The organism is Pseudomonas sp. Tof1 (assembly GCF_055390395.1).
Window position 1 is genome coordinate 2720260 of the sequence record NZ_AP024344.1, and the last position, 26006, is coordinate 2746265.

The window sequence follows — 26006 nt, forward strand, 5'->3', positions numbered from 1 at the left end:
GCAACCGGTTGAAAGGATAGGGAAATGGAACACTTCGAACGCCACCCGCTGGATGACGCCATGCGTGCCCGGGTGTTGCAGGAGCTGGCGCGGATAGAGCGCGAGCGCAATGTGAAGGTGCTGTATGCCTGCGAATCGGGCAGCCGCGCCTGGGGTTTTTCCTCGACGGACAGCGATTACGATGTGCGCTTCGTCTATGTGGAAAAGCCGGACTGGTTCATCCAGGTCAACGAGGCACGGGATGTGATCGAGCGGCCGCTGGACGATGAGCTGGATATCGGTGGCTGGGAGTTGCGCAAGACCCTGGGGTTGCTGCGCAAGTCCAACCCGACCCTGCTCGAATGGCTCGATTCGCCCCTGGTGTATCGCCGTGAGGAGGCCGCGACCCGTTCGTTGCGTGAATTGGCCGAGGCGTTCTACAGCCCGCCCGCCGCGCGCAATCACTACCTGTCGATGGCCAGGAAGAATTTTCGTGGCTACCTGCAAGGGGAAACGGTGCGCTTCAAGAAGTACTTCTACGTGCTGCGGCCCCTGCTGGCGGTGCGCTGGATCGACCTGGGACGGGGGCGGCCGCCGATGACCTTCGATGCGCTGCTCGGGACGGTCGACGATCCGATGCTGCTGGCGGAAGTCGATGAGTTGCTGCACCTCAAGCGCAGCGCCGACGAGGCCGCCCATGGCCCGCGTCGCCCGGCGTTGCACGGCTTCATCGAGGCGCAACTGGAGCGGCCGGTGCCGGTCTTGCCGCGCACCCATGAGAACAGTGAACGACTGGACCACTACCTGAGGGAGATGGTCCGTACTTATGCATGATTCAGGAAGCCTATGAAAAAGGACATGATCGAACTGGACGGCGCCATGGGCGGCGGCCAGGTGTTGCGCAGCGGCCTGAGCCTGTCGATGTTGACCGGGCGGGCACTGCGTATCGGTAACATTCGGGCACGGCGCAGCCGGCCCGGCCTGCTGCGTCAGCACTTGACGGCGGTGCTGGCGGCTGCCGAGGTTTGTGGGGCTCAGGTGGAAGGCGCACAGTTGGGTTCGCAAAGCCTGTATTTCGAGCCGGGGGCGATTCGGGGCGGGGATTTCCGCTTTGCCATCGGTACGGCCGGGAGTTGTTCGCTGGTGTTGCAGACCTTGCTGCCGGCCTTGCTGCGGGCGCCGGAGCCTAGCCGGGTGCTGATCAGTGGTGGAACCCACAACCCGTTGGCACCGCCATACGAGTTCCTCGAGCGCGCCTGGTTGCCGCTGCTGCGGCGGATGGGCGCAAAGGTCGAGTTGCAACTGCTGCGCCACGGCTTCGTGCCGGCCGGGGGTGGCGAACTGGAAGTGTTCGTCCAGCCTTCCACCTTGCAGCCCTTGTACCTGACCGAGCGCGGTGAAGTGCTGGCGCGTGATGCGCGGGTGCTGCTCGGCGGTATTGTCGAAGACGTTGCCCAGCGTGAGCTGGCCCGGGTAGCGAAGCGCCTGCACTTGCCCGAAGAGGCCTGTCGCACGGAGCGTATCGCGGCGGACAGCCCTGGCAACGTGTTGTTGCTGGAGTTTCGCTGCGAGCGGTTGAGCGAGGTGTTCTGCGCCTTCGGGCAGTTCAACGTGCGCTCCGAGGCGGTCGCCGATGCGGCGGTCGACGCGGCACGGCATTGGTTGAACAGCAAGGCGGCGGTGGGCGAGCATCTGGCCGATCAACTGCTACTGCCCATGGCGATGGCGGGCGGTGGGAGTTTTACCACGCCGCAGATGACCGGGCACCTGCAGAGCAACATGCGGGTGATCGAAGCCTTCCTGCCACTGGAAATGCGCTGCACGTCAGGCGCGGACGGTGTGCTGCACGTCGAGTGTCGGGCCTGACTAAGCGCGGCTGCCGCTGGCGCCGGAACTGACCCGGTGGCAGGCCCTGGGCGCGAAGGCGCGGTCGCCCGTGGGGTTCTCCTCAATGGAATCGGGCCGCAGGTGATCGGCAATGACTTCAGTGTGGAAGAGAGGCGCTACGCTGAGCTGGGCAAATCCGGCAGGATTCTGGATTTTTGCACGTCGGTGGGAGCGTGGGGGTGAGCCCACCCATCATGGGTGGGCTCGATGGCTCAAGCCGTCAGGCGCTCTTGGCCAGCGCGTGATGGTGGGAGGCCCATTCGGCCTTCAGGGACTGCATGACGCGGCCCATGAAGTCCTTGTCCGCCGCCGCCTTTTTCCCGGTGTAGCCCTGGCCGCGACGGTACATCACGAGGCAGGCCAGCAGGTTGGGCTGGGCGCGGCTGAAATGCTGCTCGTCGACATGGGACGCGCGGCGATCGAGCCTTACCTCTCCGGTTTCGCTGATCCAGAGGATATGGTCGTCGTGGCTGTCCTTGCGGGATGCGAACAGTTCAGCCAGTTGATCGAGAGTTGGATGATTGTTCAGATTCATGTTAAAGCCCCTTTGACCACTCGTTAATCTGTCTGGTTTACGCGTGTATCGTTGCCAAGACGGCGAATTGCTGAGGTGCCGCATGCGGGCAATACTGCCCGTGGAATGTGGCGCCAGCCCTGGTGATGATTCGTGTAGCGTGGGTTCAGGCCCGCTACACAGGACGTCTCGACGAAAAGAAGCAGCAGCGCGATCCTTGAACGGCGCCGACGACAGTAACGAAGTCAGCCACAAGCATTTTGAGGATGTTAGGCCGGTGCTTCTCGCCCGTTGGGACGATCACGACAGGTCAGCTTCATCAATCTGCCTTGTGGGCAGTACAGATCCGGAACAGCTCGACGGCTTGTCGAGCCTGTTGTCACAACAGCTTTTTGCAGCACTCCCGATCGGGGAGTGGCTTCATCATGCAAGGGCAAAAAGCGCCCGTCAATGGTTTTGTAGTGATTTTTTTATCGCACTACATGCTGCAAATTCACCACCGCTGGCGGTTTGGCCAACAGGCCGGATGGCCGGAAAATGACCGGCAAGTCTTGATTTCGCGGTGAAAACCGCTGGTGCCGCGGGTCTTGTGGGCGGCAGACTGTTGCAGGGGGTGCAATAGAGCTTTCCTGATCTGCCGGTGTAAACCGCTGGTCGATTGACCTAAGCTCGGCAGCCTCTGAATCCGTCTCTGAATCTGCTTTGGGAAATTCCATGTCACAGCTATTCCCGACCACGCGCCTGCGTCGCCTGCGCCGTAACGAAAGCCTGCGCGGCCTGTTCCAGGAAACCGAGTTCAGCCTCAACGACCTGGTCCTGCCGATCTTCGTCGAGGAGGGCATCGATGATTTCGTACCCATCACCAGCATGCCCGGGGTGATGCGGATTCCCGAGAAGAAGCTGGCGAGCGAGATCGAGCGCTACGCCCGTGCCGGGATCAAGTCGGTGATGACTTTCGGGGTGTCTCACCACCTCGACGCGGATGGCAGCGACACCTGGAACGAGCAGGGCCTGGTGGCGCGCATGGTGCGGATCTGCAAGGACACCGTGCCGGAAATGGTGGTGATGTCCGATACCTGTTTCTGCGAGTACACCTCCCACGGTCATTGCGGCGTGCTGCATGGCGATGCGGTGGACAATGACGCGACTCTGCGCAATCTCGGCCGCCAGGCGGTGGTCGCGGCCCAGGCGGGGGCCGATTTCATCTCGCCGTCCGCGGCGATGGATGGCCAGGTCCAGGCCATCCGCGGTGCGCTGGATGCCGCCGGCTTTCTCGATACCTCGATCATGGCCTATTCGACCAAGTTCGCCTCGGCCCTCTACGGGCCGTTCCGCGAAGCCGGTGGCACCGCGCTGAAAGGTGATCGCAAGGCCTACCAGATGAACCCGATGAACCGCCGCGAAGCGGTGCGCGAGTCGCTGCTGGACGAGCAGGAAGGCGCTGACGCGCTGATGGTCAAGCCGGCCGGGGCCTACCTCGACATCATCCGCGATATCCGCGAAGCCTCGCGCCTGCCGCTGGCGGCCTACCAGGTCAGCGGTGAATACGCGATGATCAAGTTCGGCGCCCAGGCCGGTGCCGTCGACGAGCATCGCGTGGTGCGCGAGAGCCTGGGGGCGATCAAGCGCGCCGGCGCCGATATCATCCTGACCTACTTTGCGATGGACATTGCCCGCGACGGGATTTGAACGAGGGTTGTGTGTTGAAATGGCGCACTGACCACCGATCACGTTCTTTCGACAGGGAGTAGCACCATGAGCCAGCACGATTTCAAGCAACTGGATGTGTTCAGTCGCCAACCCCTCAAGGGAAATCTGCTGGCCGTGGTGTTCGCCGCCGATGCGTTGACCGACGAGCAGATGCAGGCCTTCGCGACCTGGACCAACCTCAGCGAAACCACCTTCCTGCAGGTGCCCCGCGACCCGCGGGCGGACTATCGGGTGCGGATCTTCACCTCCACCCGGGAACTGCCCTTTGCCGGCCACCCGACGCTGGGCAGTTGTCATGCCTGGCTGGAGGCCGGCGGTGTCCCCAGGGGCGACGAGATCATCCAGGAGTGTGGCGTCGGCCTGGTACGGATTCGCCGCCAGGGCGAGGACCTGGCGTTTCTTGCGCCACCGCTGCTGCGTGCCGGCCCGGTCGAGCCGGAACTGCGCGAGCGGGCCCGACTGGGCCTTGGCCTGGCGCCTGAAGACGTGCTCGAGGCCCAGTGGGTCGACAACGGGGCGGACTGGATGGTGCTGATGTTGCCCAACCGGAGGCGGGTGCTGGCGATCAGGCCCGACTACGTGCAACTGGCAGGCTTGACCGTGGGTGTCGTTGCGCCCTGGCATCCGGAACTCGATGGCGATGAGTGCCAGTTCGAGGTGCGGGCCTTCATCGCCGGCGACGGCATGCCCGAGGACCCGGTCACCGGCAGCCTCAACGCCGGCATCGCCCGCTGGCTGCTGGGCGAGGGGCGGGCGCCGCAGTCCTATCGGGTCAGCCAGGGTACGGCGATGGGGCGTGCCGGGCGGGTCCGGGTGGAGCAGGTCGGCGACGAGATCTGGGTCGGCGGTGCCGCCGTGACCTGCATCAGCGGCAGCGTGACGCTATAACGTCGGGCCGGGAGCCTGGGCGACCAGCATCATGGCGGCCGACAGGGTGTGGCCGTCGGTGATCCTGCCCGCGGCGATCATCGCCATCAGTTCCTGTCGGGTGACGAACAGTACCTTGTCGACTTCGCCATCGGTGCTTTCGCTGGCCACCCCTCGATGTCCACTTTGCACACGGCCACCGCGCTGGCGATCAGTGAGGTGTTGCTGTGCAGCAACCCCAGCTCCGTGACATTGCGCGCCGGCCAGCCCGTCTCCTCCAGCAGCTCGCGGGCCGCGGCATCGCGGGCGGTCTCGCCCGGGTCGATCGCGCCACGGGGAAACTCGATGGATTGCGCGCCGATGGCCCGGCGCTGCAGCACCGCCAGCATCAGGCGTCCGTCGGGCATCACCGGGATCGCCACCACGCCGTTGATGGCCTGGCGTTCCTTGACGATGAAATAGCCGCCTTGCTTGACCACGTCGAAGTAGGGCGTGTGCAACAGGCATTCGGATTCGGTATCGGGCTTCATGCGGGCTTTCACTCCAGGAAACAGCGGTCGAACAGGTAGAGGGCACCGGGCTTGAGGTTTTCCAGGGTGGCCTGCGGGCGGCCGCCGTCCCCCTGTTTCTTGCGCCCGGTTTCGCGCAGGTAACCGGCTTCGGTCATCTTCAGCAGGCGCTGGCGGGTGCTGGTCTTGAGCACCGGGCGCGCCAGCACCAGGGAAAAGATCGCAGTGGCCTCGGGGGCGCTGAACTCGGCGCCGAGGAAGGTCAACGGCAGGCTGCTGTAGAGCGACTTGGACAGCAGGCGTTCCTGGGTCGCCGCCACCAGCGTGTTGTGATCGAACGGCAGGCGCAACGAGCCGTCGGCAACGCTGTCGAGGGCGAACCAGGCCTGGTGTTCGTTCAGGCTCGGCGGTTCGGCGACTATCGCCAGGTAGTAGGTCGAGGAGGACCAGCAGCGGGGATCGCGGAAGGCATCGCCGACGGTACCGACCTGTTCGATCCAGGCCAGCGGCAGGTTGACCTTGTCGCTGGCGCGCAGGCGTTCCACCGCGTCGGCCAGTGTCAGGTCGGGCACCGCGCCGTTGACCACCAGGCCGGGCAGCGCCCAATGGCCCTGGAACGGCTCGGCCTCGCGCTTGTGCAGCAGGATCTGCAGCGCCTGCGTCTCGCGGCAGTAGAAAAGCACGCACAGGTCGACGGTGTGCAGGTAGTCGCTTTTCTTCGGTGAGCTGGGGATCGGGTCCGGCATGTCAGTTCCTGTGTGCGGCATAGAGTCCGTAGTCTACCGGATTCATCCCCGGTGCCATCCAGTGGGCTGGCAGTGTCTCGCCCAGGGCCAGCCGTTCGCGCAGCAGGGTGCTGCGCACTCCCACCTGTTCATCCACGCACAGCACCGAAAACCGTTCGAGCAGTTGCGTACCCAGATGGAAGTCCGGCAGTTGCGCGGCGACGTCATGCCCGACCACCAGGGCGATCTGTCGGGTTGGCAGTCTGGTGATGTCGGCCAGGGTGCAGAGCAGCCCATAGCTGTAGATCGGTGCGTCGGTCAGTCGGGCCAACTGTTGCTCGATCCGGCTCACCGAGATCGCCGAGGCGCAGGCCGGCCGCACCTGTTCGACGATTGCCTGCAACCAGCCCAGGCGCCGCTCGTATTCGGCCATGCGCTTGCCATGGGGGTGCCTGAAGGAGGGCACCACCCACACTGAACGTGCATGGCGCGAAGCCTCGATCATGACCTGGGCGTGACCGGCGTGGGGCGGGTTGAAGGCGCCGCCATAAATTGCGAGCTCGTACATGGAAGGTATCTCCTTTTTCTTAAAAGTACTTGTCATGTACTTATTGGTCAAGAAGGGTTCCTCGCGGTTCGTAGCTTTTAAATGGGTGATCTGAATATTTTTGAAATCGGGCTTGATTTGAAAGTACATGACATGTACCTTTGTCTCATCGCAAAGGGAGAACCTGCCATGACTGCTCAAGTGATCACGACCGCCGCCTTCGATGTCGATGCCCAAAAGGGCTTCACGCCACTCTGCCCGGATGAACTGCCGGTCGTCGGTGGCCACCTGATCGGTGCCGAGCTGAACTTCATGGCCTCGCTGGCCGGGATCCGCGTCGGCAGCAAGGACGCCCACAGTCCCCAGGCGCCTTGGGTGGTCGAGTCCCACGAGGACATGCTCAAGCCCACCGGCCTGGAACATGCCGACCTGACCTGGGTCAGCCACTGCGTCCCCGGCACCGAAGGATTCACCCTGCTTGACGAACTGCCGGCGCCCCAGGACTACGACTACTTCGTCTGGAAAGGCGTGGAGCCGGCGCTGCACCCCTACGGGGCCTGTTTCCATGACCTCTACCACCAGCTCTCCACGGGGGTGATCGAGTACCTCAATGCCCGCGGGGTCCAACAGGTGATCGTCGGCGGCCTGGCCCTGGACTTCTGTGTCAAGACCACCGCGCTGCAACTGGCGGGGCCGGTTTCAAGGTCATCGTCTACCTGCCGGCCTGCCGGGCCATCAGCGCCGAGGGCGCGCAGCAGGCCATCCACGACCTGCAGCAGGCGCGTATCGAAGTCGTCAACAGTCGCGAACAGCTGGTCCGTGCGACCGGCCACAAGGAGTAATTCATGGAAAGCGCATTCAACCGCGAAGGCGGCGTCATCCAGGGCTTGCTGGATACCGACTACTACACCTTCACCATGATGCAGGCGGTGTTGCACCAGCACCCCAACGTCGAGGTGGAATACCAGTTCATCGTCCGTTCCCGGGAGAAGCTCGGCCACCTGATTCCCGAAGTGCGCACCGAGCTGGAAAAGCTCGCCGGCCTGCAGATGCGCGAAGGCGAGCTGCGCTTCCTGTTCAACCGGCGGTTTCGCGAGTACCTGACGGCGGACTTCGAGCAGTTCCTCGGCCTGTTCCGCTTCAACCTGCGCTACATCCACGTCAGCGAAGTGGATGGGCAACTGGCTATCCGCGTCCGCGGGCCAATGCTGCACTGCATCATGTTCGAGCAGCCGGTGCTGGCCTTGGTCAGCGAGTTGCGCAACCGCGAGAAGTACCCGGATGTGCTGCTGGAGGACGTCAGCCGCAAGCTCTACCAGAAGTTCGAATGGCTGGAGAAGAACCTCAGCCGCGAGGAACTGGCCGACCTGCGGGTGTCGGACTTTTCGACCCGCCGGCGGCTGTCGTTCCGCGCCCAGCGCGAGGTGGTGGACATCATGCGCCGCGACTTCCCCGGGGTGTTCGTCGGGACCAGCAACGCCCATCTGGCCTACGAGTTCGACCTGCCGCTGATCGGCACCATGGCCCACCAGTGGCTGATGGTGCACCAGCAACTCGGTCGCCTGCGCGAAAGCCAGAACGCAGCCCTGGAAAACTGGGTACGCGAGTATCGCGGCCGGCTCGGGATCGCCCTGACCGACTGCATCAGCACCGACTTTTTCCTCAAGGACTTCGACCTGTACTTCGCCAAGCTCTACGACGGCCTGCGGCAGGACTCCGGTGATCCGCTGGTCTGGGCCGACAAGGTGCTGGCGCGCTACCGGCAGTTGGGCATCGATCCGATGAGCAAGGAACTGATGTTTTCCGATGGCCTGGACTTCGAGAAGTGCCTGCCGATCATGCGCCATGTGCGGGGCAAGGCACGTTTCGGCTTCGGCATGGGCACCAGCCTGGCGTGCGACGTCGAGGGTGTCGAACCGCTGAGCATCGTGATGAAGCTGGTGCGGGTGCACGGCGAACCGGTGGTGAAGTTCTCCGACGACCCGGTGAAGAACGTCTGTGAAGACCCGTCGTTCCTGCGCTACGCGGCGCAGGTGTTCAAGGTGACTGAAATCAATCGGCAACTGGAGGTGTGAGATGGGAACCGCGACTCAGGATCGTATTGCCCAGGCACTCGGCGTGAACCGGCAACTGGCCGGTGGTGACGAGGCCGTGGAACTGGCCCGGCGTATCGACTTCATCAAGGCGACGCTCAAGCGTTCCGGCTGCCGGGCGTTGGTGCTCGGCATCAGTGGCGGGGTCGATTCGCTGACCGCCGGCCGGCTGTGCCAACTGGCGGTCGAGCAGTTGCGCGAGGAGGGCGTGGCGGCACGTTTCATCGCCATGCGCCTGCCGTACCGGTCCCAGGCCGACGAAAGCGATGCCCAGGCGTCCCTGGCGTTCATCCGGCCGGACGAGATCAGCAGCGCGAATATCTCGGCCTGTGTCGAGGGGCTGATGGACAGCCTCGACGTCGAGGCGTTGCAAGCCAGCCCGGCCCGGGTGGATTTCGTCAAGGGCAACGTCAAGGCCCGGGCGCGGATGATGACCCAGTATGCGCTGGCCAATTTCGTCGACGGGCTGGTGGTGGGCACCGATCATGCCGCCGAGGCGCTGATGGGCTTCTTCACCAAGTTCGGTGATGGGGCCTGCGACCTGGCGCCGCTGTCGGGCCTGACCAAGGGCCAGGTGCGTCGGCTGGCGTCGGCCATGGGCGCACCGGAGCACCTGGTGTTCAAGACGCCGACGGCGGACCTGGAGGAGCTGGTGCCGGGCAAGCCGGACGAAGCCGCCTATGGCTGCACCTACGCCGAGATCGACGCCTACCTGTTGGGCGAGCCGGTGGCGGCGCAGGTCAGTGCAATCATCGAAGCGGCTTACGCCCGGACCGCGCACAAGCGGGCCTTGCCGTACTCGCCGGTCTGAGGTGGATCAGCGCGGGGTATCGAGGGTGTTGTTCAAGGCCACGTACTGCAACAGCATGATGGTCTTGGCATCGACGATTTCCCCGCGCCTTACTGCCGCCAGGGCATCTTCCAGGGACAGCTCCAGGACCTCCAGGTCTTCACCCTCGGCCTCCAGGCCGCCGCCATGGCCGACCTTGCTGTCGCCGTCATACTCGCCCAGGAAGAAGTGCAGCTTTTCGGTGACCGAGCCGGGGCTCATGTAGGCCTCGAAGATCTTCTGCACATGCTGCACCCGGTAACCGGTTTCCTCCTCGGCCTCGGCGCGAATCCGCTCTTCGGGCGAGGCGTTCTCCAGCAGGCCGGCGGCGGCCTCCACCAGCATGCCGTCATGGCCGTTGACGAACACTGGGAAGCGGAACTGGCGGGTCAGTACCACGCTGCGTTTTTCCCGGTTGAACAGCAGGATGGTCGCGCCATTGCCACGGTCATAGGTCTCGCGGCTCTGGCGTTGCCAGGTGCCGTCGCTGCGCAGGAAATCGAAGGTGGTTTTCTTCAGCAGGTACCAGTCGTCGGAGAGGACGGTGCTGTCGACGATGCGAACCCGGTCTTTCGTTGCGGTCATGATCCACGCCCTGTGGTGAGCAAAATGTCGATCATACTTGGATTCGGTGGTGGCTGTGGGGGGGCGCCTTCGCGAATGACGTGCCGAGCCCAAATCCTGTGTGCGCCACAAAACCGGGAGCCGGATTCATCCGCGAAAACCAAAGACCGGTCACCACCAATCCCGATGGTCAGGCCACCGCAGCCAGCCGTTTCTGCCGACCGGCCACCACCAGGAAGCTCAGCAGCGCCACCAGCGGCAGGGCGCTGCCCAGCGCCATGATCGCCGCCCAGCCACCTTGCTCGTACAAACTGCTGGCCACTGCCGAACCGATGGCACCGCCGATGAAAATGCTGGTCATGTACAGCGCATTGAGCCGCCCGCGGCTGGCCGCATCCAGGGCATACACCGAGCGCTGGCCGAGCACCATGTTCATCTGCACGGCGAAGTCCAGCAGCACGCCGGTCACGGCCAGGCCGATCACGCTATAGGCCGGGTGAACCAGCGCCGGAACGAAGCTCAGGGTCGCCAGCAGCATCGCCAGCAGTGAGGCGCGGTGGGTGTGTCCGGCATCCGCCAGGCGCCCGGCCAGTGGCGCGGCAATCGCGCCCATCGCGCCGACCAGGGCGAACAGCGCGATCTGCGACTGCGACAGGCCATGGACCCGTGACAACTCCAGCGGCACGGCGGTCCAGAACAGGCTGAAGGTGGCGAACATCAACCCCTGGTACCAGGCCCGCTGGCGAAGCACCGGCTGGTCACGGAACAGCTTGCCCAGTGAACCGAGCAGTTGCCCGTAGGTGGCGCTGTGGCTGGGTTGGCGCCTGGGCATGGTGGTCAGGATCACCAGCATGATGAACAGCATCAGCACCGCGGCACCGATGAACACCGTGCGCCAGCCGAAGTGGTCGGCCACCACGCTCGACAGCGGCCGGGCCAGCAGGATGCCCAGCAGCAGGCCGCCCATGATCCCGCCGACCACCCGCCCGCGGGACGCCTCCGGGGCCAGGTGCGCGGCCAGGGGAATCAGGATCTGCACCGACACCGAACTGAAGCCGATCAGCAGCGACACCATCAGGAACACACCGGGCTGCCGCGACAGGCCGGCGGCCACCAGGCTGAGGGTCGAGACCACCACGGTGGCGATCATCAGCTTGCGGTTCTCCAGCAGGTCACCCAGCGGCACCAGGAAGAACAGCCCCAGGGCATAGCCGATCTGGGTCAGGGAGACGATCAGGCTGGCGCTGTGGGCGGAGATGCCCAGGTCCGGGGCGATCAGTTCGATGATCGGCTGGGCGTAGTAGATGTTGGCCACGATGGCACCGCAGCAGAAGGCGAACAGCATCACCAGGGCGCGGGTCATCACGGGCGTGGCGTGGGGGTGGGTCGACATGGTCGGGAAGCTCTGGAACGGGACGGGTAGGGCAGTTTAGTGATTGGGCCGAGGCGGTGTAAGGCGGTGGCAGGAATAGTTGATATCAGCGGTGTTGATGTTCTTTGGTCTGCTGCTGACGGCCCCCGGTCAACCCCTCCAGCGAGTTGTTCGAAGATGTAACAACTTCCCCTGCCGGCAGGCTTTTTCATCAAGATAAATTCATATAAATCAATAGATTGATGAATATTCCAAGAAATTGAATGAAGGACTTCAAGTGATTGCGACTCTACTGAACACTTGTTTAGTATGCCTTCAATGTTCCACCTCACACCCAAGAACAATAAGCCGAGGGCCTTTCATGAGCTCCCAACCGACCCTGCTCGATACGGTGGAGGCCGGCATCGCCCGGATCACCCTCAACCGCCCCGAGCAACGCAATGCGTTGGACATCCCCACGCTCAAGTCGCTGATCGATCTGCTCGACCGGCATGCCGCCGACCCGGCGGTGCGGGTACTGCTGCTGACCGGCCATGGCCGCAGCTTCTGCTCTGGCGCCGACCTCGCCGAATGGGCCGACGCCGAACGCCGCGGCGTCCTCGAAACCTATGGCTGGACCGAAACCGCCCATGTGCTGATGAGCCGCCTGCACGGTTTCGCCAAGCCGACCATTGCCGCTGTCAACGGCACGGCCGTCGGTGCGGGCATGGACTTGAGCCTGTGCTGCGATTTCCGCCTGGCCGCGCAAACCGCGCGGTTCAAGGCCGGCTACACCGGCATGGCCTACTCGCCGGACGCCGGGGCCAGCTGGCACCTGCCACGGTTGATCGGCGCGGAACAGGCCAAGCGCCTGCTGTTCCTCGACGAACTCTGGAGTGCCGAGCGGGCCCTGGCCGCCGGCCTGGTCAGTGAAGTCTGCGCCGATGAGCAACTGGCCGGCGCCGCCAATGAACTGGCCGCGCGGCTGGCATCCGGCCCGACCTTCGCTTTCGCCCAGACCAAGGCGCTGCTGCGCGAGGGCGCCGCTCGCAGCCTGGCCGAGCAACTGCAGGCCGAACAGGCCGCCGGCCTGCTCTGCGGCCGCAGCCGCGATGGCGTCGAGGCGCTGCGGGCCGCCGTGGAAAAACGTGCTCCCCACTTCATTGGCCAGTAACCGGACAGCAGGTAACCCATGAATTTCCAACTGACCCAAGAGCAGGACATGCTGGTCGAAGCGGTGCGCAGTTTTGTCGAGAAGGAACTGCTGCCCCACGAAGATGCGGTCGACCGCGCCGATGCCGTGCCGCCGGAGCTTGCCGCGCAGATCCGCGCCAAGGCCATCGCCGCCGGCTTCTATGCCTTCAACATGCCGGAGCAGGTCGGCGGTGGCGGCCTCGACTACCTGTCCCAGGCGCTGATCGAACGTGAGCTGTCCAAGGTCTCCTGGGCCCTGCACGTCTTCGTCGCGCGGCCGTCGAAGATCCTCATGGCCTGCCAGGGCGCGCAGATCGAGGACTACCTGCTGCCCTGCGTGCGCGGCGAGAAGATCGACTGTTTCGCCCTGACCGAACCCGGTGCCGGCTCCGACGCCAATGCGATCAAGACCCGCGCGGTGCGCGAGGGCGATGAGTTCATCCTCAACGGCAGCAAGCATTTCATCAGCCATGCCGGGCACGCCGACTTCGCCATCGTCTTCGCGGTCACCGACACCTACGAGCACAACGGCCGCCGGCGCAATGCCGTGACGTCCTTTCTGGTCGACTGCGACACCCCTGGCATGACCATCCGCCGTGGCCCCAAATGCGTGAGCAACCGTGGGTATCACACCAGCGAGATCTTTTTCGACGACTGTCGCGTCCCGGCGTCCAAGGTGCTCGGTGAGGTGGGCAAGGGCTGGGAAGTCGCCAACGCCTGGCTCACCGCCGGCCGGGTGATGGTCGCCGCCAACTGCGTCGGCCAGGCCCAGCGCGCGCTGGAGGCGGCCCTGCAGTGGGCGGCCGACCGCCGGCAGTTCGGCCAGCCCATCGGCAGCTACCAGGGCGTCTCCTTCAAGCTGGCGGACATGGCCACGGAAATCCGCGCCGCCGAACTGATGACCCTGCACACCGCCTGGAAGATGGACCAGGGCACCCTGACCGACGGCGAGGCCGGCATGGCCAAGCTGTTCGCCAGCGAGGTGCTGGGCCGTGCCGCCGACGAGGCGGTGCAGATCTTCGGCGGCATGGGCCTGATGGACGAGGGGCCGGTGGAGCGGATCTGGCGCAACGCGCGGATCGAGCGGATCTGGGAGGGCACCTCGGAAATCCAGCGCCACATCATTTCCCGCGAGCTGCTGCGGCCGTTGCTGCGCTGAGCGAACCAGGAGAGCACGGCATGTCCATTCGAGACAATCTCAAGCGTCTGCTGGCCCCTCGGCACCTGGCGTTCGTCGGTGGGCGCAGCATGGCGCGGGCGCTCAAGCGCTGCGCCGAAGGCGGCTTCCAGGGGCCGATGTGGCTGGTCAACCCGCAACATGCCAGCCTCGACGGAATTCCCTGCGTGGCTTCGGTCGCGGAATTGCCTTGCGCTCCCGACGCGGTGTTCATCGCCACCCACCGCGAACTGAGCCTGGCCTGCGTCGCCGAGCTGGCGGCCCGGGGCGCGGGCGGGGCGATCTGTTATGCCTCCGGCTTCGCCGAGACCGGTGCCGAAGGCCAGGCCCTGCAGGCGCAACTGTTGCAGGCGGCGGGCGAGATGGCGCTGCTCGGGCCCAACTGCTATGGCCTGCTCGACTACCTGCACAACGTCGCCCTGTGGCCAGTGGCCCATGGCGGCAAGACGGTGGAGAAGGGGGTGGCGGTGCTGACCCAGAGCGGCAACTTCGCCTACAACCTGTCCATGAGCGACCGTTCGTTGCCGCTGGCCTACCTGGCCTCGGTCGGCAACCAGGCGCAACTGGGCGTGGCCGAGCTGATGGACGTGCTGCTCGACGAGCCACGGGTCACCGCCATCGGCCTGCACCTGGAGGGCCTGAAGAACGTGCCGGGGTTTGCCCGCGCGGCCTGCAAGGCCCTGGAAAAGGGTATTCCGGTGATCGCCCTGAAGACCGGCGTGTCGCAGATCGGCGCCGAACTGGCGTTGAGTCATACCAGTTCCCTGGCCGGCTCCGACGCGCTCTATGACAGCCTGTTCGATCGCCTCGGGGTGATTCGCGTCAGCGGCCCGGTGAGCTTCATGGAAACCCTCAAGGCCGCCGCCTGCGGCAACCTGCCGATGGGGCCGAGCCTGACCGGGCTGGCCTGCTCGGGTGGCGATGCCGGGTTGATTGCCGACTACGCCGAACGCAACGGCCTGAAACTGCCGAAACTGGATGCCGGGCAGCGCGCGGAACTGGCGCAGGTGCTGCCCGGCTACGCCAACCTGGTCAACCCGCTGGACTTCACCACGGCGATCTGGGGCGACCGGGATGCGCTGGAGCGGATGCTCGACACCGCCCTGAGAACGCCGGCCGATGCCGCCCTGCTGGTGCTCGACTATCCGGCCGAGTTCACCGGCGAGCGCCAGGAGTGCGACCTGTTGCTCGAGCTCTACTGCCAGGCGCTCGAGCGTCATGGCAGGACCGGCTTCGTCGCCTCGGCGTTTCCCGAGCTGCTGCCGGCATCGGCTCGTGAGCGCCTGCACGCCCATGGGGTGGCGGCCTTGCAAGGGGTCGAGGACGGCCTGGCGGCCTGGGCACGGATCGCCCATTACCGCTCGCGCCGCGAAGGGCTGCTGGCCGATGGGCAGGCGGCCCTGGTGCCGATCTGCCCGCCGGCCGCGGCAGGCTCAGGCCACCTGCTGGATGAGTGGCAGTCCAAGCAGGCTCTGCGGCCGTTCGGCCTGCCATTGCCGCAGGCGCGCATCGGCCATCCGCAGCAGGCGCTGCTGGAGGCCGGCAGCCTGGGGTATCCGCTGGTGCTCAAGGTGGTCAGCGCCGAGCTGCCGCACAAGACCGAGGCGGGTGGCGTCGCGCTCAATCTCCAGGACGAGGTCGCCCTGGCCAGTGCCCTGCAGACGATGCGCGAGCGTCTGGCCCGGCACGCGCCGCAAGTGCGCTTCGAACAGGTTTTGCTCGAACGCATGGCTGCGCCGCCGCTGGCCGAACTGATCGTCGGGGTCAAGCGCGAGCCCGGTTTTGGCCTGGCCTTGGTGATCGGTGCCGGCGGCATCCTGGTGGAATTGCTCAAGGACAGCCGCAGCCTGCTGCTGCCGACCACCGACCAGGCCATCGAGCAGGCCTTGCTGGGCTTGCGTTGCGCGCCGCTGTTCAGCGGCTTTCGCGGCGGCCCGGCGGTGCCGTTGCCGGCGCTGGTCGCGGCGATTCGCGCGGTGGCGGACTACGCCTGCGAGAACGCCGGGCAGTTGCTGGAACTGGATGTGAATCCGCTGCTGGTCAATGCCGAGGGGGCGCTGGCGGTGGATGCGTTGATTCGCCTGGCGTGAGCCGGGTTATGTCTGGGCGGGCCCATTCGCGGCGGTGCGGCCTCCCGACAGGCCCGGCTCCCACAGAGTTTTGCGACCATTTTGGCGGCGCTGTTCCGGCCGCTTCGGCATCGCCATGAGGACCTTCCATGAACGTACTGATCATCCACGCCCACCCCGAACCCCAATCCTTCACCGCCGCCCTGCGCGACCAGGCGCTGCAGACCCTGCAGGCTCAGGGTCACAGCGTGCAGGTCTGCGACCTCTACGCGATGAACTGGAACCCGGTCGCCAGTGCCGGGGACTTTTCCAGCCGGGACAACCCCGACTACCTGGTCTATGCCCTGGAACAACGCGTGGGCGTGAAGAACGGCAGCCTGGCCGCGGATATCCGCCAGGAGCTGGACAAGCTGCTGTGGGCCGACCTGCTGATCCTCAATTTCCCCCTCTACTGGTTCTCCGTACCGGCTATCCTCAAGGGTTGGATCGACCGTGTGCTGGTGTCCGGCCTCTGCTACGGCGGCAAGCGTTTCTACGACCAGGGTGGCCTGGTCGGCAAGAGGGCGCTGGTCACCGTGACCCTGGGCGGGCGCGAGCACATGTTCGGCGAGGGCGCGATCCACGGGCCGCTGGAGGACATGCTGCGCCCGTTGCTGCGCGGCACCCTGGCCTATGTCGGGCTGGACGTGCTGCCACCCTACGTGGCCTGGCACGTGCCCTATATCAGTGCCGAGGCTCGCGAACAATGCCTGCTCGGTTACCATCGGCGCCTGGAAAGCCTCGACCAGGACCGTCCGCTGGTGTTTCCGCGCCTGGCGCAGTTCGACGAGGCGCTGTACCCCATCGGCTGATTCGGGCAGGTACCGTCAGTCATCGACCTTGAGAGGGCAGGAGCACTATGGCCGAGGAAGCACGTTTTCTACGGATGGACCCCCAATTGCGCAAGGCCAACCTGGTGGCCGCGACCTTGCGTTGCCTGAAGAAGTACGGCTTCGTCGGCACTTCGATCCGCAAGATCTGCGCCGAGGCCGGGGTGTCGGTGGGGTTGATCGGCCATCACTACGCCGGCAAGGATGAACTGGTGGCCGATGCCTACCTGCACATCACCGGGCAGGTCATGAGCCTGTTGCGCGAATCGGTGGCCAGGGCGGGCGAGGGCGCCCGTCGGCACCTGTCGGCGTTTTTCGAATCATCGTTTTCCCCGGCCATGCTCGACCCCGAGCTGCTGGAAGCCTGGCTGGCCTTCTGGGGCGCGGTGAAGACTGCCGATGCCATCGACCGCGCCCACGACCATTCCTACGGCGAGTACCGCACCATCGTGGGCAATGCCCTGAGCCTGCTGGCCGAGGAGGAGGGCTGGGAGGGCTTCGACAGCGACCTGGCGGCCATCGGCCTGAGTGCCTTGCTCGATGGTCTGTGGCTCGAATGCGGGCTCAATCCCAACACCTTCACCCCGGCCCAGGGCGTGCAGATCTGCGAGGCCTGGGTCGACGGCCTGCAGATGGGCGGCTACCGGCGTTTTCTGCGCTGAACGAGGATTCAGGGCACTCCGTCACGCTTGTTGATCAAGTGTTCAATAGTCGTTAGAGTGCATGCCAGTCCCACCGCTTCGCATGATTCCAAGAACGGCCGCCCGCCGGCCGAACAGGAGCCTGGCAATGAAGAGCATGCCTCGTGTACTGGTGGTCGAGCCCGATCGCCTGATCCGTGAACAGTTGCAGGCCTGTCTCGCCGCCGAGGGGTATGGCGTCGACGGCGTCGCGTCCACCGAGCGGGCCGCGTGCCTGCTCGAGCGCCAGCCGGTGGCGCTGGTGGTGCTCAATATGCAGTTGCCGGCCTGCCTGCAACGGGTCCGTCAATGGCGAGCGAATTCGCAGGTGGGGATCATCCTGGTCGGTGGGCGCAATGACGAGGCCGAGCGGATCGCCGCGCTCGATTGCGGCGCCGATGACTGCCTGGGCAGCCCGTTGAATCCGCGGGAACTGCTGTGCCGCGCGCGCAACCTGCTACGCCGGATACAGCCGGACCAGCCGGCCGACTCCAGCCACCTCGCCCGTTTCGCCGAGTGGACCCTGGACACCGAGCGCCGTCGGCTCAAGGCCTTCGATGGCAGCGAGACGCTGCTCAGTCACGGCGAGTTCCAGTTGCTCAAGGTATTTCTGCGCAACAGTGGCCAGACCCTGAGCCGCGATCAGTTGATGGAGCAGTTGCGCAACCGCGAATGGTTGCCCAGCGACCGCTCCATCGATGTGCTGGTCGGGCGCCTGCGGCGCAAACTGCATGACAACCCGGCCGCGCCGGAACTGATCATCACCATTCACGGCGCGGGTTACCTGTTCACCGCCCGCACCTCGCGGGCGGCGTGAGTCACAGGTCGGTGGATTCGACCCAACGCACCAGCCCTCGTTCGCTCACCAGGGCCTGACTGAGGCTGTCGATGCTGTCGAACAGGCGGGCTTCGCTGAAGCCCCACCTCGGTTGATGGATATAGAACTGCCGGGTCCCGGTCTTGATCCTGATGGGCGTGGCCTTCAGCGAGCGATCGACGGAGCGGCTGATCAGCACCGGCCCCTGGGGTGCCGTCTCGATGGTGAACATGCCCGGCCGGGTCAACTGTGGGTGGGTGTCGAGTACCGGCTGGCGCAGGTAGACGGCCAGGTCGTCGAGTTCCACCACCTGCTTCAGGCCGGATTGCTGGAGCCCCCAGGCCAGGTCGGCGAGGCTGTTGTATTCGGTACCGATGAGACGGCCGAGTTCCGGGCGCAACAACCCCGTGGGATCCTCGATATGGAACACCTCGTAGCTGCGCCCCGAGCTGTGCACACGCCGGCTCTGCACGATGGGCTGGTCGAACACCACGAACGGCTGCGGCATTCCCGGGTCGATCAGGCGCCGGGACAGCCAGACCGCGTGATACTGCCCGCCACGTTGTTCGATCAGGAAGTCCCCTCGTGTTCTCATCAGCGCCCGATGGGGTCTCGGCACCTGTGGCAGGGGCAGGGGGAGACGTTCACATCCAGTCGGGCATCGGCGCGCAGAAACCACAGCTGGCCGAACCTGTTCCGCGTGGAGTCTCCCGTATCCTGCAGGATCTGCAGGGGCAAGGGCTGCCCGCCGACATCGTTGGCGCGCAGGCTCACCGCGCCCATCAGGTCTGCCAGGCCGGGTTCACCCTTGAGGGTGGCGGCATGGATGTCCTGGACCAGGGCGATCCAGCGGCCCGGCCCGTGTTGCAACTGGTCGGCGTTGATCACTTGCCGGGCGTAGTACTTGAGGGGGCGGGTTCTGTTCGGGTTCGACTGGTTGAGGCCCAGGCGATAGCTGGCGACACAGTCGAGGGCCTGGACCCGGACACCATTTTCATGGGCCTCGCGCAGCAGGCGAAGGATTGACTGCAGGCCCTGGTGGTCGATTCCCTCGAGGATATCCAACTGGCGCAGCTTTTCCCTGAACAGCGGCGACAGGTAGCCGGTGCGGTTGAAGTCATCGAGATGGCTCGCCTGGTCGAGGTCGTTCATCAGGTTTTCCAGGTAGAGGGTCTTGAGCCGGTGGTCCCTGGCCAGTGAACGCATCTGCTCGATCAGGATCTTTCGACCGCCCTTGGCGCCATGGGGCACCCCAAGGACGATGCCGTCCTGGTGTCGATAGGCTCGCTCGAACAGTTGTGTCGCCGACCCGGCGCTCGCCAGGTCGGCGATGGGTGTCCTGGCAGGCAGGGCCGGGCCCTCGGCAAAGAAGCGCTCGGCGTGCGCCACCAATTGCTGGCGGCGTTGGGTGTATTGCAGGGCGGCCTGCCGCTGGCCTGCGGAAAGCCCCGGAGCGTTGGGGTCGATGGCGGCGCCGCTGTCGATGTAGGTGGCGATCGTCTGGCGATGGGCGGCCGGGATCTCATAGCGCGCGGCGCCGACCTGGTCCGGCGCCTGGCGCATACCGCCCGACAGGCGGCCCATGGGCAGGGGCTGCCAATGCCTGCCAACCCGGATCAGTTCGATATCCTGCGTCCAATGCTGCTCCATGAGCACGTAGCGCCGGCCGGCACGGGTGCCGGTGCGGTACCACTTGCCCTCCAGTTGGAGGTACTGCGTGAGGCGCGAGGCGCGGTCGACGAACAGGCCGTCGCGCAGGTACTCCAGTTCGGGGAGCCTGCGCACTTCATGCCGCCTGAGGTTCGAGGCCAGGTAGCGGATCGGCGTGACCGTCGAGGGCTCGGCGCTCAGTAGCGGTTGGCGCAGGCCGTCCTGGCCGGCCCGGGTGGTCCTGATCAGGCGGGACAGCTTCGAGGGCATCGAGGGAATCTGTCGCAGCAGCGGTTTTAGCGGTTGCAGGGGCAACGGCGCTGCGGCATCGGACAGTGTCCGGATCAGTCCATCGGCCGCTTCCTCATAGTGCCTCAGGGCCAAGGCCTGGCTGGCATGGGCCAGCCCGTACAGGCCGCGCAGCAGGTAGGCCGGCAGGCTCAGTTGCAAGGGGGCCAGGCCCAGCACGATCTCGGCGGCCAGGTGCAGGCCGGCATTGATCCAGTACCAGAGGGTGTCACGGTCCACCCGCTGGTTGCTCGCCGCGAAATATTCCACGCTGGCAATCACATGCCTGATCCGGGCATCGAACAGGGTGCTGAACAGATCGCCGGCGATGGGAAAGTAGCGTACCTGCGGGAACTGGCGCGCGAACAGTTGTTGCGGGTCCCATTGTTCGTTGCGCGCGGCCCGCGAGATGCAGTATTGCTTCCAGCCCGACTCGCGCAGCAAGGCTTCGAGCGCGGCGGGGTTGGCCAGTTCGCGCAAGGCCTTGCCGTCCGGTGCCTGGGGTGCGAGGAACAGCAGCGTGCTGGCTGGCGCGCTGGTGCTGATGACCAGCACTTCGTCCACGCTCATGCCATTGTGTGCCTCGCCGGTGCCGCCGAGCATCAGGTAGTTGGCATGGACTTCATGCCCATCGAGCAGCGGGCGCTTGCTGGCCGAGGGGTACCTGAGCAGATGCTCGATACGCCTGTAGCCGTTTTGTGACGGGCTGTCCTTGTCATCGAGCAGATCGCCACTCAGGTGCGCGACATAGGCATGCAGTTCCAGGCGGGCCCGTTCCCCCTCGACCCAGTCACGGCGCAGCGATGCCTGGTCCGGCCCCTGCAGTCTGTTTCTCAGCAGTGCCTTGTATCGACCCGGTGCATCCACGGTGCGGACGATGGTGGTGATGTCTCTGTTCGACAGGTTCAGCGGGCTGCCCGTCAGCGTGCTGGCCCTGGCCTTGAACGTGACGGACTCGCCCAGGCGCGAGCCGGGAATGTTCTCCAGTGCCAGGGCGGTCAGCGACAGGCTGCGATGGCGGCTGGTCACGGTCGATGGCAGGCTCTGCCAGGCGGGGCTCGGGTAGGTGCGGGTGTGGGTGACCTGTACCTCGGTGCTGTCGGGATCGATGGCGGCCTGGGGATAGTGCTGTTGCAGGTACGTGCGCAGCAGGCCGCTCGCATGGCTCCTGAGGGCGGGCAGATCGCCGAGGCTGGCGGGCACCGGGCTGGTCCTCAGGGTTGCGCGCCACAGCCTGGCCAGCCGGCTCTGTTCGTCTGCCGAAAGTTTTTCGAGGCGCCCGAGCAGGTCGCCGAACATCAGGTCGCGATTGCGGCGTTCCAGCACCGGGAAGATGTCCAGGCTTTTCGCCAGGTTGACGGAGTCGTTGAGTTGCCGGGCGAACTCGTCGGCATCATTGTCGAGCCCAGGCGCTCCCCGGACGAAGCGCCAGGTGTCGGCGAAATCCAGTTTCTGTTTGGCCAGCAGGCCATCGACCAGCACCTGCAGGGCGTCGCCCGTCTCGATCCGGTAGCTGAACGGCGCCGTGCGCTCGGGCGGGTTGGCGGCAATCAGGGCGTGCTGCCGGTTGGGTAGCAGGTCGAGCAGCGCCTCGCGCTCGGTTTCGTCGCTCAAGCGTTGTACCAGGCTGCGCTTGAGGGCCTGCAATGTCACGAACTGCTCCAGGCCCCGGCCGACCTGATAGAGCACGGCCGGCAGCTTGTAGGTGTCCAGATCGGGACTGCGGGTGATGACCAGGCTGCCTTCCAGGGGCGCATCCTGCGCCTGCAGGACGATCCGATAGACATGGATCGGCCCGTCGGCGGGATGGGCTTTCAGGCGCTGGGCCTGGGTGGGATGGTCCAGCACCCGCTCCAGGTCCTGTCGATTGCTCTCGTCCAGGGTCAGGTCCAGCTCGCGCAACTGCGCTTCCTGGCGAATCTGCGTGCGCAGATTCTCCTTCAGCAGCGTCTCGGCGCCGTTCCAGAAATTGTCCAGCCGATCGGCGAACTGCGTGTCGAAGGTCTTGCCGGCCTTGTCCAGGGTACCTGCCAGTCGGTCCAGGTCCAGGCCGATCAATTGTTGCGGCGCATAGGCGTCGGTCGGGCTGGCATACAGCCCGCTGTGGGTCGTGTCGAACGTCTGGCGGTTGCCGGCCAGGTGCTGGACGAAGACTTCCTTCAGCGTGCGCGATTGCGTGACCCGGCGATAGAGCACCTGCTCGCCGGGTTCGCCCAGCTCCGACAAGGGCCGGTAGCGCGTCTGTTCGAAGGTGTTGAGGTAAATCGCATCGGGGGCCGTCGAGGCGGCCTGGGGGAAGTCCTGCGCCAGTTGCCGCCCCAGGAGCAGGTCAGCGAACCAGCGGAAGTTGGGCTGCTGTTGCGCCAGCAACAGGGTCCGTCCGTTGGTGGCCGCCAGGTTGTCGAAGAGGGCTCGCTGGCGTTGGGCAAGCTGGTCGGGGGAGACGAAGGCGACAGGCGAGGCATGCTGGAAACCATTGCTGTCGGGCAGGCGTTGCGGGGGTTGCATGGCGGGGATCTCCAGCAGGGTGCGCAGGTGGTCGCGTGAAAGGGCCGCCTGCTGCAGTTGGCGTCGGCTGGTTTCAGCGTCTGTCAGGCCGAGCTGGCTGCGCAGCGGTTCGGGCAGGCTCGCCAGGGCCGAGGGCAGGTCGGGCTCCGGGGCTGGCGCCGTGCCTTCGGTGACCGCCAGGGTGAAGTGGTCAGGGTGGCGCAGGATGATATGCCGCTGTCCGGCCTGGGAGGCGCCGATGCCGGCCAGCAATGGGCCGTCCGCCGTCTGGTCGCGCAGTTCCAGGCGAGCCCCCTCCGCTGGCCAGCCGGGCAGGCTGGCGACGCTGTAGAGCATCAGTCGCAGGCTGTCGCCATGGTGCTGTCGACTCTTGAGAAACAGCCCCTCATAGGCCTGGCTCAAGCGCTCTTCCTGCAGATACCAGTGGGCGTCCCGCACCTGGCGACCGCTCAGTTCACCCGTGGAAAAGCGCATTGCCTCAAGATCGCCTGCGCTGGCATTGACCAGCAGCTCGATGGCGGCCGACTTCGACAGGCGCGGCAGCCGCTGGCGCAGCCGATTCACCAGGGGATCATCGGAGCGCTGCCTGGCGGCGTGGAAACTGTCGAACAGTTCCTGCCGGTGCGAGCGCAGCAGGGGCCTGATCCTCTGCCTGAGCGCCGCCAACTGCGTATCGGCGGTGAGGTACTGGCCATCCAGCAGCCGCTCGCGTTGGTCCGGGGACATCTGCGCCAGGGCATGGCTCCACAGGGTGCCGTCGAGCAGGTGGGCACGTGCCACCCGTACCCTGGGCAGGTCAGGCGACAGGTCGGCGCCATATTCGCCCGCCACCGTCGCCGGTGGATCGTACACCTGCAGAACGCAGATCGCCGGCCAGACCAGTTCCAGGCCCGACAACTGCAACTGCCAGTGCACATGGGGCACCCCGGCGTTCGCCGGTGGGGCCGTGTCCAGCGTGTCGATGAAGTCGCCGATCTGCCGATCCAGCTCGAAGCGTGCGCGGGTGTCTTGCAGCAGTGCGGGGACCTGCGGGGATTCGGCGTAGGCGCTGCGCAGCGCCGGGCTGTCGATGCCGCTGACGAGGCGGATGCGCCGGGCGGTCTGCTCGGGCAGGTCGGCGAGAAAGTGCTCGATGGCCTGCTCCAGCGAAACGCTCGGGTCGGCTGTCTTCGAGGGGAGGGTGGGGCTCATGCCGGGTTCCTTGTCGTTGGGTGATGGCTGCCATTCAGCGCGCAAGCCCAGAGCCGGGAGCGGTAGTTAATGCTGGACGCGACAAGGATGTTCAAAGATGTAACAGGTCTGTGCCGGACGCATTTTTCGTCACAAAAAATAGCCTTTAAAAACAAGCTGATAGCTGTTCTTTTCGGTTTTTTGGCGGGGTTGGGTGATGATTGCCATGCTATTGAACAAGTGTTTAATATCTCTGCGCGGTCCCCATCACTCCACAACGACAAAGGCGAGGGCTGGCATGAACTCCCCATCGATCCCCGACGTTTCCTTGACCCCGCTCACCGGTGGCCAGGCCCTGGTGCGGCTGTTGGCCCGCTATGGTGTCGACACGGTGTTCGGCATTCCCGGCGTGCATACCCTGGAGCTGTATCGCGGGCTGCCCGGCAGCGGTATTCGCCACGTGCTGACCCGGCATGAGCAGGGGGCCGGTTTCATGGCTGACGGCTATGCCCGGGTCAGCGGCAAGCCGGGGGTCTGTTTCATCATCACCGGTCCCGGGGTGACCAACGCCGCCACTGCCATTGGCCAGGCCTATGCCGACTCGGTTGCGCTGCTGGTGATTTCCAGCGTCAATCACACCGCCAGCCTCGGCAAGGGCTGGGGTTGCCTGCATGAAACCCGGGACCAGCGGGCGATCACCGCGCCGATCACGGCGTTTTCCGCGGTGGCGCTGAACACCGACGACCTGCCGGAACTGGTTGCCCGCGCCTTTGCCGTGTTCGACAGCGAGCGGCCGCGGCCGGTGCACATTGCGGTGCCGCTGGATGTGCTGGCCGAGCCGGTCAGCCGCGACTGGAGTGCCGAGGTGGTACGCCGTCCGGGGCGTGGGCTGCCCAGTGCCCAGGCGCTGGAGAAGGCCGCCACGCGGCTGCAGCAGGCCCGGCGGCCGATGATCATCGCCGGCGGCGGTGCCCTGGCGGCCGGGGACGAGTTGCGGGCCCTGAGCGAGCGTCTGGCGGCGCCCCTGTTCACCAGTGTCGCCGGCAAGGGCCTGCTGGCCCCGGAGCTGGCGCTCAATGCCGGTGCCAGCCTGTGCGTCGAGCCCGGCTGGCAACTGATCGGGCAGGCTGACGTGGTGCTCGCGGTGGGCACCGAAATGGCCGATACCGACTACTGGCGCGAACGGCTGCCGCTGAGCGGCGAGGTGATCCGGGTCGATATCGACCCGCGCAAGTTCAACGATTGCTATCCCTGCCGCGTCGCGCTGCACGGCGATGCGCAGCAGACCCTGGCGGCGTTGCTGGCGCGACTGCCGACGGCGTCGCGCGATGCCGCACAGGCGAGCCGGGCGGTCGCGGCCTTGAAGGCCGCCATCCGCGAGGGGCACGGCGCGTTGCAGAGCCTCCACCAGCGTATTCTCGATCGCATCGCGGCGGTGCTGCCGGCCGATGCCTTCATCAGCAGCGACATGACCCAATTGGCCTACACCGGCAACTACGCCTTCGCCAGCCGCACCCCGCGCAGTTGGCTGCACCCCACCGGCTACGGCACCCTCGGCTACGGCCTGCCGGCGGGGATCGGTGGCAAGTTCGCCGCACCGCAACGTCCCGGGTTGGTGCTGGTGGGCGATGGCGGCTTTCTCTACACCGCCCAGGAGCTGGCCACGGCCGTCGAGGAACTGGACAGCCCGCTGGTGGTGCTGCTCTGGAACAACGATGCCCTCGGCCAGATCCGCGACGACATGCTCGACCTGGATATCGAGCCGATCGGCGTGTTGCCGCGCAATCCGGATTTTCAACTGCTGGCCCGGGCGTTCGGCTGCCGGGTGGCCGAGCCGCAGAACCTGGAGGCGCTGGAGCGTGATCTGCGCGCCGGGTTCGCACATGCCGGGGTGACGCTGATCGAACTCAGACACACCTGTGTGCGTTAGGGCACTGTCGTGAAAACGACCTGTTTGCGCTGAACGCGAAGCTCACGGCTGTCTGCTATTGAACGACTGTTCAGTCTTG

Annotated in this window: 23 protein-coding genes and 1 pseudogene; 15 read left to right on the forward strand and 9 right to left on the reverse strand. The window is 65.6% G+C overall.

The genetic code is table 11. The features are described 5' to 3' along the window. The first annotated feature begins 24 nt into the window (after positions 1-24). Both ACZ5KU_RS12585 and rtcA read left to right on the forward strand, forming a co-directional pair. On the forward strand, positions 25-813 hold the full coding sequence (locus ACZ5KU_RS12585) for a nucleotidyltransferase domain-containing protein (protein ID WP_464737250.1): 789 nt from the start codon (positions 25-27) through the stop codon (positions 811-813). A gap of 12 nt (positions 814-825) precedes the next feature. After that, a complete protein-coding gene (rtcA, locus tag ACZ5KU_RS12590; protein WP_054056480.1) occupies positions 826-1845 on the forward strand; it encodes an RNA 3'-terminal phosphate cyclase in 1020 nt (339 codons plus the stop codon). Positions 1846-2086: 241 nt separating this feature from the next. On the opposite strand, the gene ACZ5KU_RS12595 is transcribed toward rtcA, so the two are convergent. Further along, complete coding sequence (locus ACZ5KU_RS12595) at positions 2087-2401, reverse strand: hypothetical protein (protein ID WP_054056481.1); 315 nt, start codon at positions 2399-2401, stop codon at positions 2087-2089. A gap of 196 nt (positions 2402-2597) precedes the next feature. Between ACZ5KU_RS12595 and ACZ5KU_RS12600 the strand changes: the two genes are divergently transcribed. The 3 genes from ACZ5KU_RS12600 to ACZ5KU_RS12610 all read left to right on the forward strand — a co-directional run bounded on the left by ACZ5KU_RS12600 (position 2598) and on the right by ACZ5KU_RS12610 (position 4978). Next, positions 2598-2921, forward strand: coding sequence for a hypothetical protein (locus ACZ5KU_RS12600; RefSeq protein WP_464737251.1), 324 nt, complete (start codon positions 2598-2600; stop codon positions 2919-2921). A gap of 173 nt (positions 2922-3094) precedes the next feature. After that, positions 3095-4069, forward strand: coding sequence for a porphobilinogen synthase (gene hemB / locus ACZ5KU_RS12605; RefSeq protein WP_054056483.1), 975 nt, complete (start codon positions 3095-3097; stop codon positions 4067-4069). 66 nt (positions 4070-4135) lie between these two features. Further along, entirely contained in the window at positions 4136-4978 is an 843-nt protein-coding gene (locus ACZ5KU_RS12610) for a PhzF family phenazine biosynthesis protein (RefSeq protein ID WP_464737252.1), read from the forward strand. Here ACZ5KU_RS12610 and ACZ5KU_RS12615 read toward each other — a convergent pair. From ACZ5KU_RS12615 to ACZ5KU_RS12630, 4 genes are read right to left on the reverse strand one after another with little or no spacing between them, the layout of a single operon-like run. After that, positions 4973-5128, reverse strand: a complete 156-nt coding sequence (locus ACZ5KU_RS12615; protein ID WP_464737253.1) for a hypothetical protein — start codon at positions 5126-5128, stop codon at positions 4973-4975. The two genes, ACZ5KU_RS12610 and ACZ5KU_RS12615, sit on opposite strands and share 6 nt — an antisense overlap. After that, positions 5065-5487, reverse strand: coding sequence for an NUDIX hydrolase (locus ACZ5KU_RS12620; protein WP_464737254.1), 423 nt, complete (start codon positions 5485-5487; stop codon positions 5065-5067). Before ACZ5KU_RS12620 ends, ACZ5KU_RS12615 begins: the two co-directional genes overlap by 64 nt. Positions 5488-5495: 8 nt before the next feature. Then, on the reverse strand, positions 5496-6212 hold the full coding sequence (locus tag ACZ5KU_RS12625; RefSeq protein ID WP_054059125.1) for an NUDIX hydrolase: 717 nt from the start codon (positions 6210-6212) through the stop codon (positions 5496-5498). 1 nt (position 6213) lies between these two features. Further along, positions 6214-6759: an adenylyltransferase/cytidyltransferase family protein gene (locus ACZ5KU_RS12630; protein ID WP_054059124.1), complete on the reverse strand. Its 546-nt coding sequence runs from the start codon at positions 6757-6759 to the stop codon at positions 6214-6216. Between the two features lie 168 nt (positions 6760-6927). On the opposite strand from ACZ5KU_RS12630, the pseudogene ACZ5KU_RS12635 reads away from it, so the two are divergent. The 3 genes and pseudogenes from ACZ5KU_RS12635 to nadE all read left to right on the forward strand — a co-directional run bounded on the left by ACZ5KU_RS12635 (position 6928) and on the right by nadE (position 9642). Further along, positions 6928-7580 (forward strand): annotated as a pseudogene (locus ACZ5KU_RS12635) (isochorismatase family protein). A gap of 3 nt (positions 7581-7583) precedes the next feature. After that, complete coding sequence (pncB, locus tag ACZ5KU_RS12640; protein WP_054059122.1) at positions 7584-8813, forward strand: nicotinate phosphoribosyltransferase; 1230 nt, start codon at positions 7584-7586, stop codon at positions 8811-8813. 1 nt (position 8814) lies between these two features. After that, complete coding sequence (gene nadE / locus ACZ5KU_RS12645; protein ID WP_054059121.1) at positions 8815-9642, forward strand: ammonia-dependent NAD(+) synthetase; 828 nt, start codon at positions 8815-8817, stop codon at positions 9640-9642. 6 nt (positions 9643-9648) lie between these two features. On the opposite strand, the gene ACZ5KU_RS12650 is transcribed toward nadE, so the two are convergent. After that, positions 9649-10245 (reverse strand): NUDIX domain-containing protein, encoded by a 597-nt coding sequence (locus ACZ5KU_RS12650; protein WP_054059120.1) that lies wholly within the window; start codon positions 10243-10245, stop codon positions 9649-9651. Positions 10246-10414: 169 nt separating this feature from the next. Next, a complete protein-coding gene (locus ACZ5KU_RS12655; protein ID WP_054062572.1) occupies positions 10415-11617 on the reverse strand; it encodes an MFS transporter in 1203 nt (400 codons plus the stop codon). A gap of 340 nt (positions 11618-11957) precedes the next feature. Here ACZ5KU_RS12655 and ACZ5KU_RS12660 point away from each other — a divergent pair, with 340 nt between their 5' ends. The 6 genes from ACZ5KU_RS12660 to ACZ5KU_RS12685 all read left to right on the forward strand — a co-directional run bounded on the left by ACZ5KU_RS12660 (position 11958) and on the right by ACZ5KU_RS12685 (position 18381). Then, positions 11958-12749 carry an enoyl-CoA hydratase/isomerase family protein gene (locus ACZ5KU_RS12660; protein WP_419736318.1) on the forward strand — a complete coding sequence of 264 codons (792 nt, stop codon included), beginning with the start codon at positions 11958-11960 and terminating at the stop codon, positions 12747-12749. Positions 12750-12767: 18 nt separating this feature from the next. Beyond that, positions 12768-13928, forward strand: coding sequence for an acyl-CoA dehydrogenase family protein (locus ACZ5KU_RS12665; protein ID WP_054062570.1), 1161 nt, complete (start codon positions 12768-12770; stop codon positions 13926-13928). A 20-nt stretch (positions 13929-13948) separates the two neighbouring features. After that, entirely contained in the window at positions 13949-16036 is a 2088-nt protein-coding gene (locus ACZ5KU_RS12670; protein ID WP_464737255.1) for an acetate--CoA ligase family protein, read from the forward strand. Positions 16037-16164: 128 nt separating this feature from the next. Beyond that, positions 16165-16866, forward strand: a complete 702-nt coding sequence (locus ACZ5KU_RS12675; RefSeq protein WP_464737256.1) for an NAD(P)H-dependent oxidoreductase — start codon at positions 16165-16167, stop codon at positions 16864-16866. A gap of 47 nt (positions 16867-16913) precedes the next feature. Then, a complete protein-coding gene (locus tag ACZ5KU_RS12680; RefSeq protein WP_054056935.1) occupies positions 16914-17546 on the forward strand; it encodes a TetR family transcriptional regulator C-terminal domain-containing protein in 633 nt (210 codons plus the stop codon). A 127-nt stretch (positions 17547-17673) separates the two neighbouring features. Further along, entirely contained in the window at positions 17674-18381 is a 708-nt protein-coding gene (locus ACZ5KU_RS12685) for a winged helix-turn-helix domain-containing protein (RefSeq protein ID WP_054056934.1), read from the forward strand. 1 nt (position 18382) lies between these two features. Here the strand turns inward: ACZ5KU_RS12685 and ACZ5KU_RS12690 are convergent, their stop codons facing one another. After that, positions 18383-18976 (reverse strand): hypothetical protein, encoded by a 594-nt coding sequence (locus tag ACZ5KU_RS12690; protein WP_464737257.1) that lies wholly within the window; start codon positions 18974-18976, stop codon positions 18383-18385. After that, positions 18976-24018, reverse strand: a complete 5043-nt coding sequence (locus tag ACZ5KU_RS12695; protein WP_464737258.1) for a dermonecrotic toxin domain-containing protein — start codon at positions 24016-24018, stop codon at positions 18976-18978. The genes ACZ5KU_RS12690 and ACZ5KU_RS12695 overlap by 1 nt, the downstream gene beginning before the upstream one ends. A gap of 277 nt (positions 24019-24295) precedes the next feature. Between ACZ5KU_RS12695 and ACZ5KU_RS12700 the strand changes: the two genes are divergently transcribed. Continuing rightward, the gene (locus tag ACZ5KU_RS12700; protein WP_054062565.1) at positions 24296-25927 is read left to right on the forward strand and encodes a 5-guanidino-2-oxopentanoate decarboxylase; all 1632 of its coding nucleotides are present in this window, start codon (positions 24296-24298) and stop codon (positions 25925-25927) included. Positions 25928-26006: the final 79 nt, after the last annotated feature.

What these genes read in the sequence shown, in the direction of transcription:
- pncB (WP_054059122.1), top strand. Translation starts at nt 7,584, where the DNA reads ATGGAAAGCGCATTCAACCGCGAAGGCGGCGTCATCCAGGGCTTGCTG.
- ACZ5KU_RS12670 (WP_464737255.1), top strand. Translation starts at nt 13,949, where the DNA reads ATGTCCATTCGAGACAATCTCAAGCGTCTGCTGGCCCCTCGGCACCTG.
- ACZ5KU_RS12620 (WP_464737254.1), bottom strand. Translation starts at nt 5,487, where the DNA reads ATGAAGCCCGATACCGAATCCGAATGCCTGTTGCACACGCCCTACTTC.
- ACZ5KU_RS12685 (WP_054056934.1), top strand. Translation starts at nt 17,674, where the DNA reads ATGAAGAGCATGCCTCGTGTACTGGTGGTCGAGCCCGATCGCCTGATC.
- ACZ5KU_RS12630 (WP_054059124.1), bottom strand. Translation starts at nt 6,759, where the DNA reads ATGTACGAGCTCGCAATTTATGGCGGCGCCTTCAACCCGCCCCACGCC.
- ACZ5KU_RS12690 (WP_464737257.1), bottom strand. Translation starts at nt 18,976, where the DNA reads ATGAGAACACGAGGGGACTTCCTGATCGAACAACGTGGCGGGCAGTAT.
- ACZ5KU_RS12610 (WP_464737252.1), top strand. Translation starts at nt 4,136, where the DNA reads ATGAGCCAGCACGATTTCAAGCAACTGGATGTGTTCAGTCGCCAACCC.
- ACZ5KU_RS12700 (WP_054062565.1), top strand. Translation starts at nt 24,296, where the DNA reads ATGAACTCCCCATCGATCCCCGACGTTTCCTTGACCCCGCTCACCGGT.
- ACZ5KU_RS12660 (WP_419736318.1), top strand. Translation starts at nt 11,958, where the DNA reads ATGAGCTCCCAACCGACCCTGCTCGATACGGTGGAGGCCGGCATCGCC.
- ACZ5KU_RS12585 (WP_464737250.1), top strand. Translation starts at nt 25, where the DNA reads ATGGAACACTTCGAACGCCACCCGCTGGATGACGCCATGCGTGCCCGG.
- ACZ5KU_RS12625 (WP_054059125.1), bottom strand. Translation starts at nt 6,212, where the DNA reads ATGCCGGACCCGATCCCCAGCTCACCGAAGAAAAGCGACTACCTGCAC.
- rtcA (WP_054056480.1), top strand. Translation starts at nt 826, where the DNA reads ATGAAAAAGGACATGATCGAACTGGACGGCGCCATGGGCGGCGGCCAG.
- ACZ5KU_RS12680 (WP_054056935.1), top strand. Translation starts at nt 16,914, where the DNA reads ATGGCCGAGGAAGCACGTTTTCTACGGATGGACCCCCAATTGCGCAAG.
- ACZ5KU_RS12695 (WP_464737258.1), bottom strand. Translation starts at nt 24,018, where the DNA reads ATGAGCCCCACCCTCCCCTCGAAGACAGCCGACCCGAGCGTTTCGCTG.
- nadE (WP_054059121.1), top strand. Translation starts at nt 8,815, where the DNA reads ATGGGAACCGCGACTCAGGATCGTATTGCCCAGGCACTCGGCGTGAAC.
- ACZ5KU_RS12650 (WP_054059120.1), bottom strand. Translation starts at nt 10,245, where the DNA reads ATGACCGCAACGAAAGACCGGGTTCGCATCGTCGACAGCACCGTCCTC.
- ACZ5KU_RS12675 (WP_464737256.1), top strand. Translation starts at nt 16,165, where the DNA reads ATGAACGTACTGATCATCCACGCCCACCCCGAACCCCAATCCTTCACC.
- ACZ5KU_RS12595 (WP_054056481.1), bottom strand. Translation starts at nt 2,401, where the DNA reads ATGAATCTGAACAATCATCCAACTCTCGATCAACTGGCTGAACTGTTC.
- hemB (WP_054056483.1), top strand. Translation starts at nt 3,095, where the DNA reads ATGTCACAGCTATTCCCGACCACGCGCCTGCGTCGCCTGCGCCGTAAC.
- ACZ5KU_RS12665 (WP_054062570.1), top strand. Translation starts at nt 12,768, where the DNA reads ATGAATTTCCAACTGACCCAAGAGCAGGACATGCTGGTCGAAGCGGTG.
- ACZ5KU_RS12655 (WP_054062572.1), bottom strand. Translation starts at nt 11,617, where the DNA reads ATGTCGACCCACCCCCACGCCACGCCCGTGATGACCCGCGCCCTGGTG.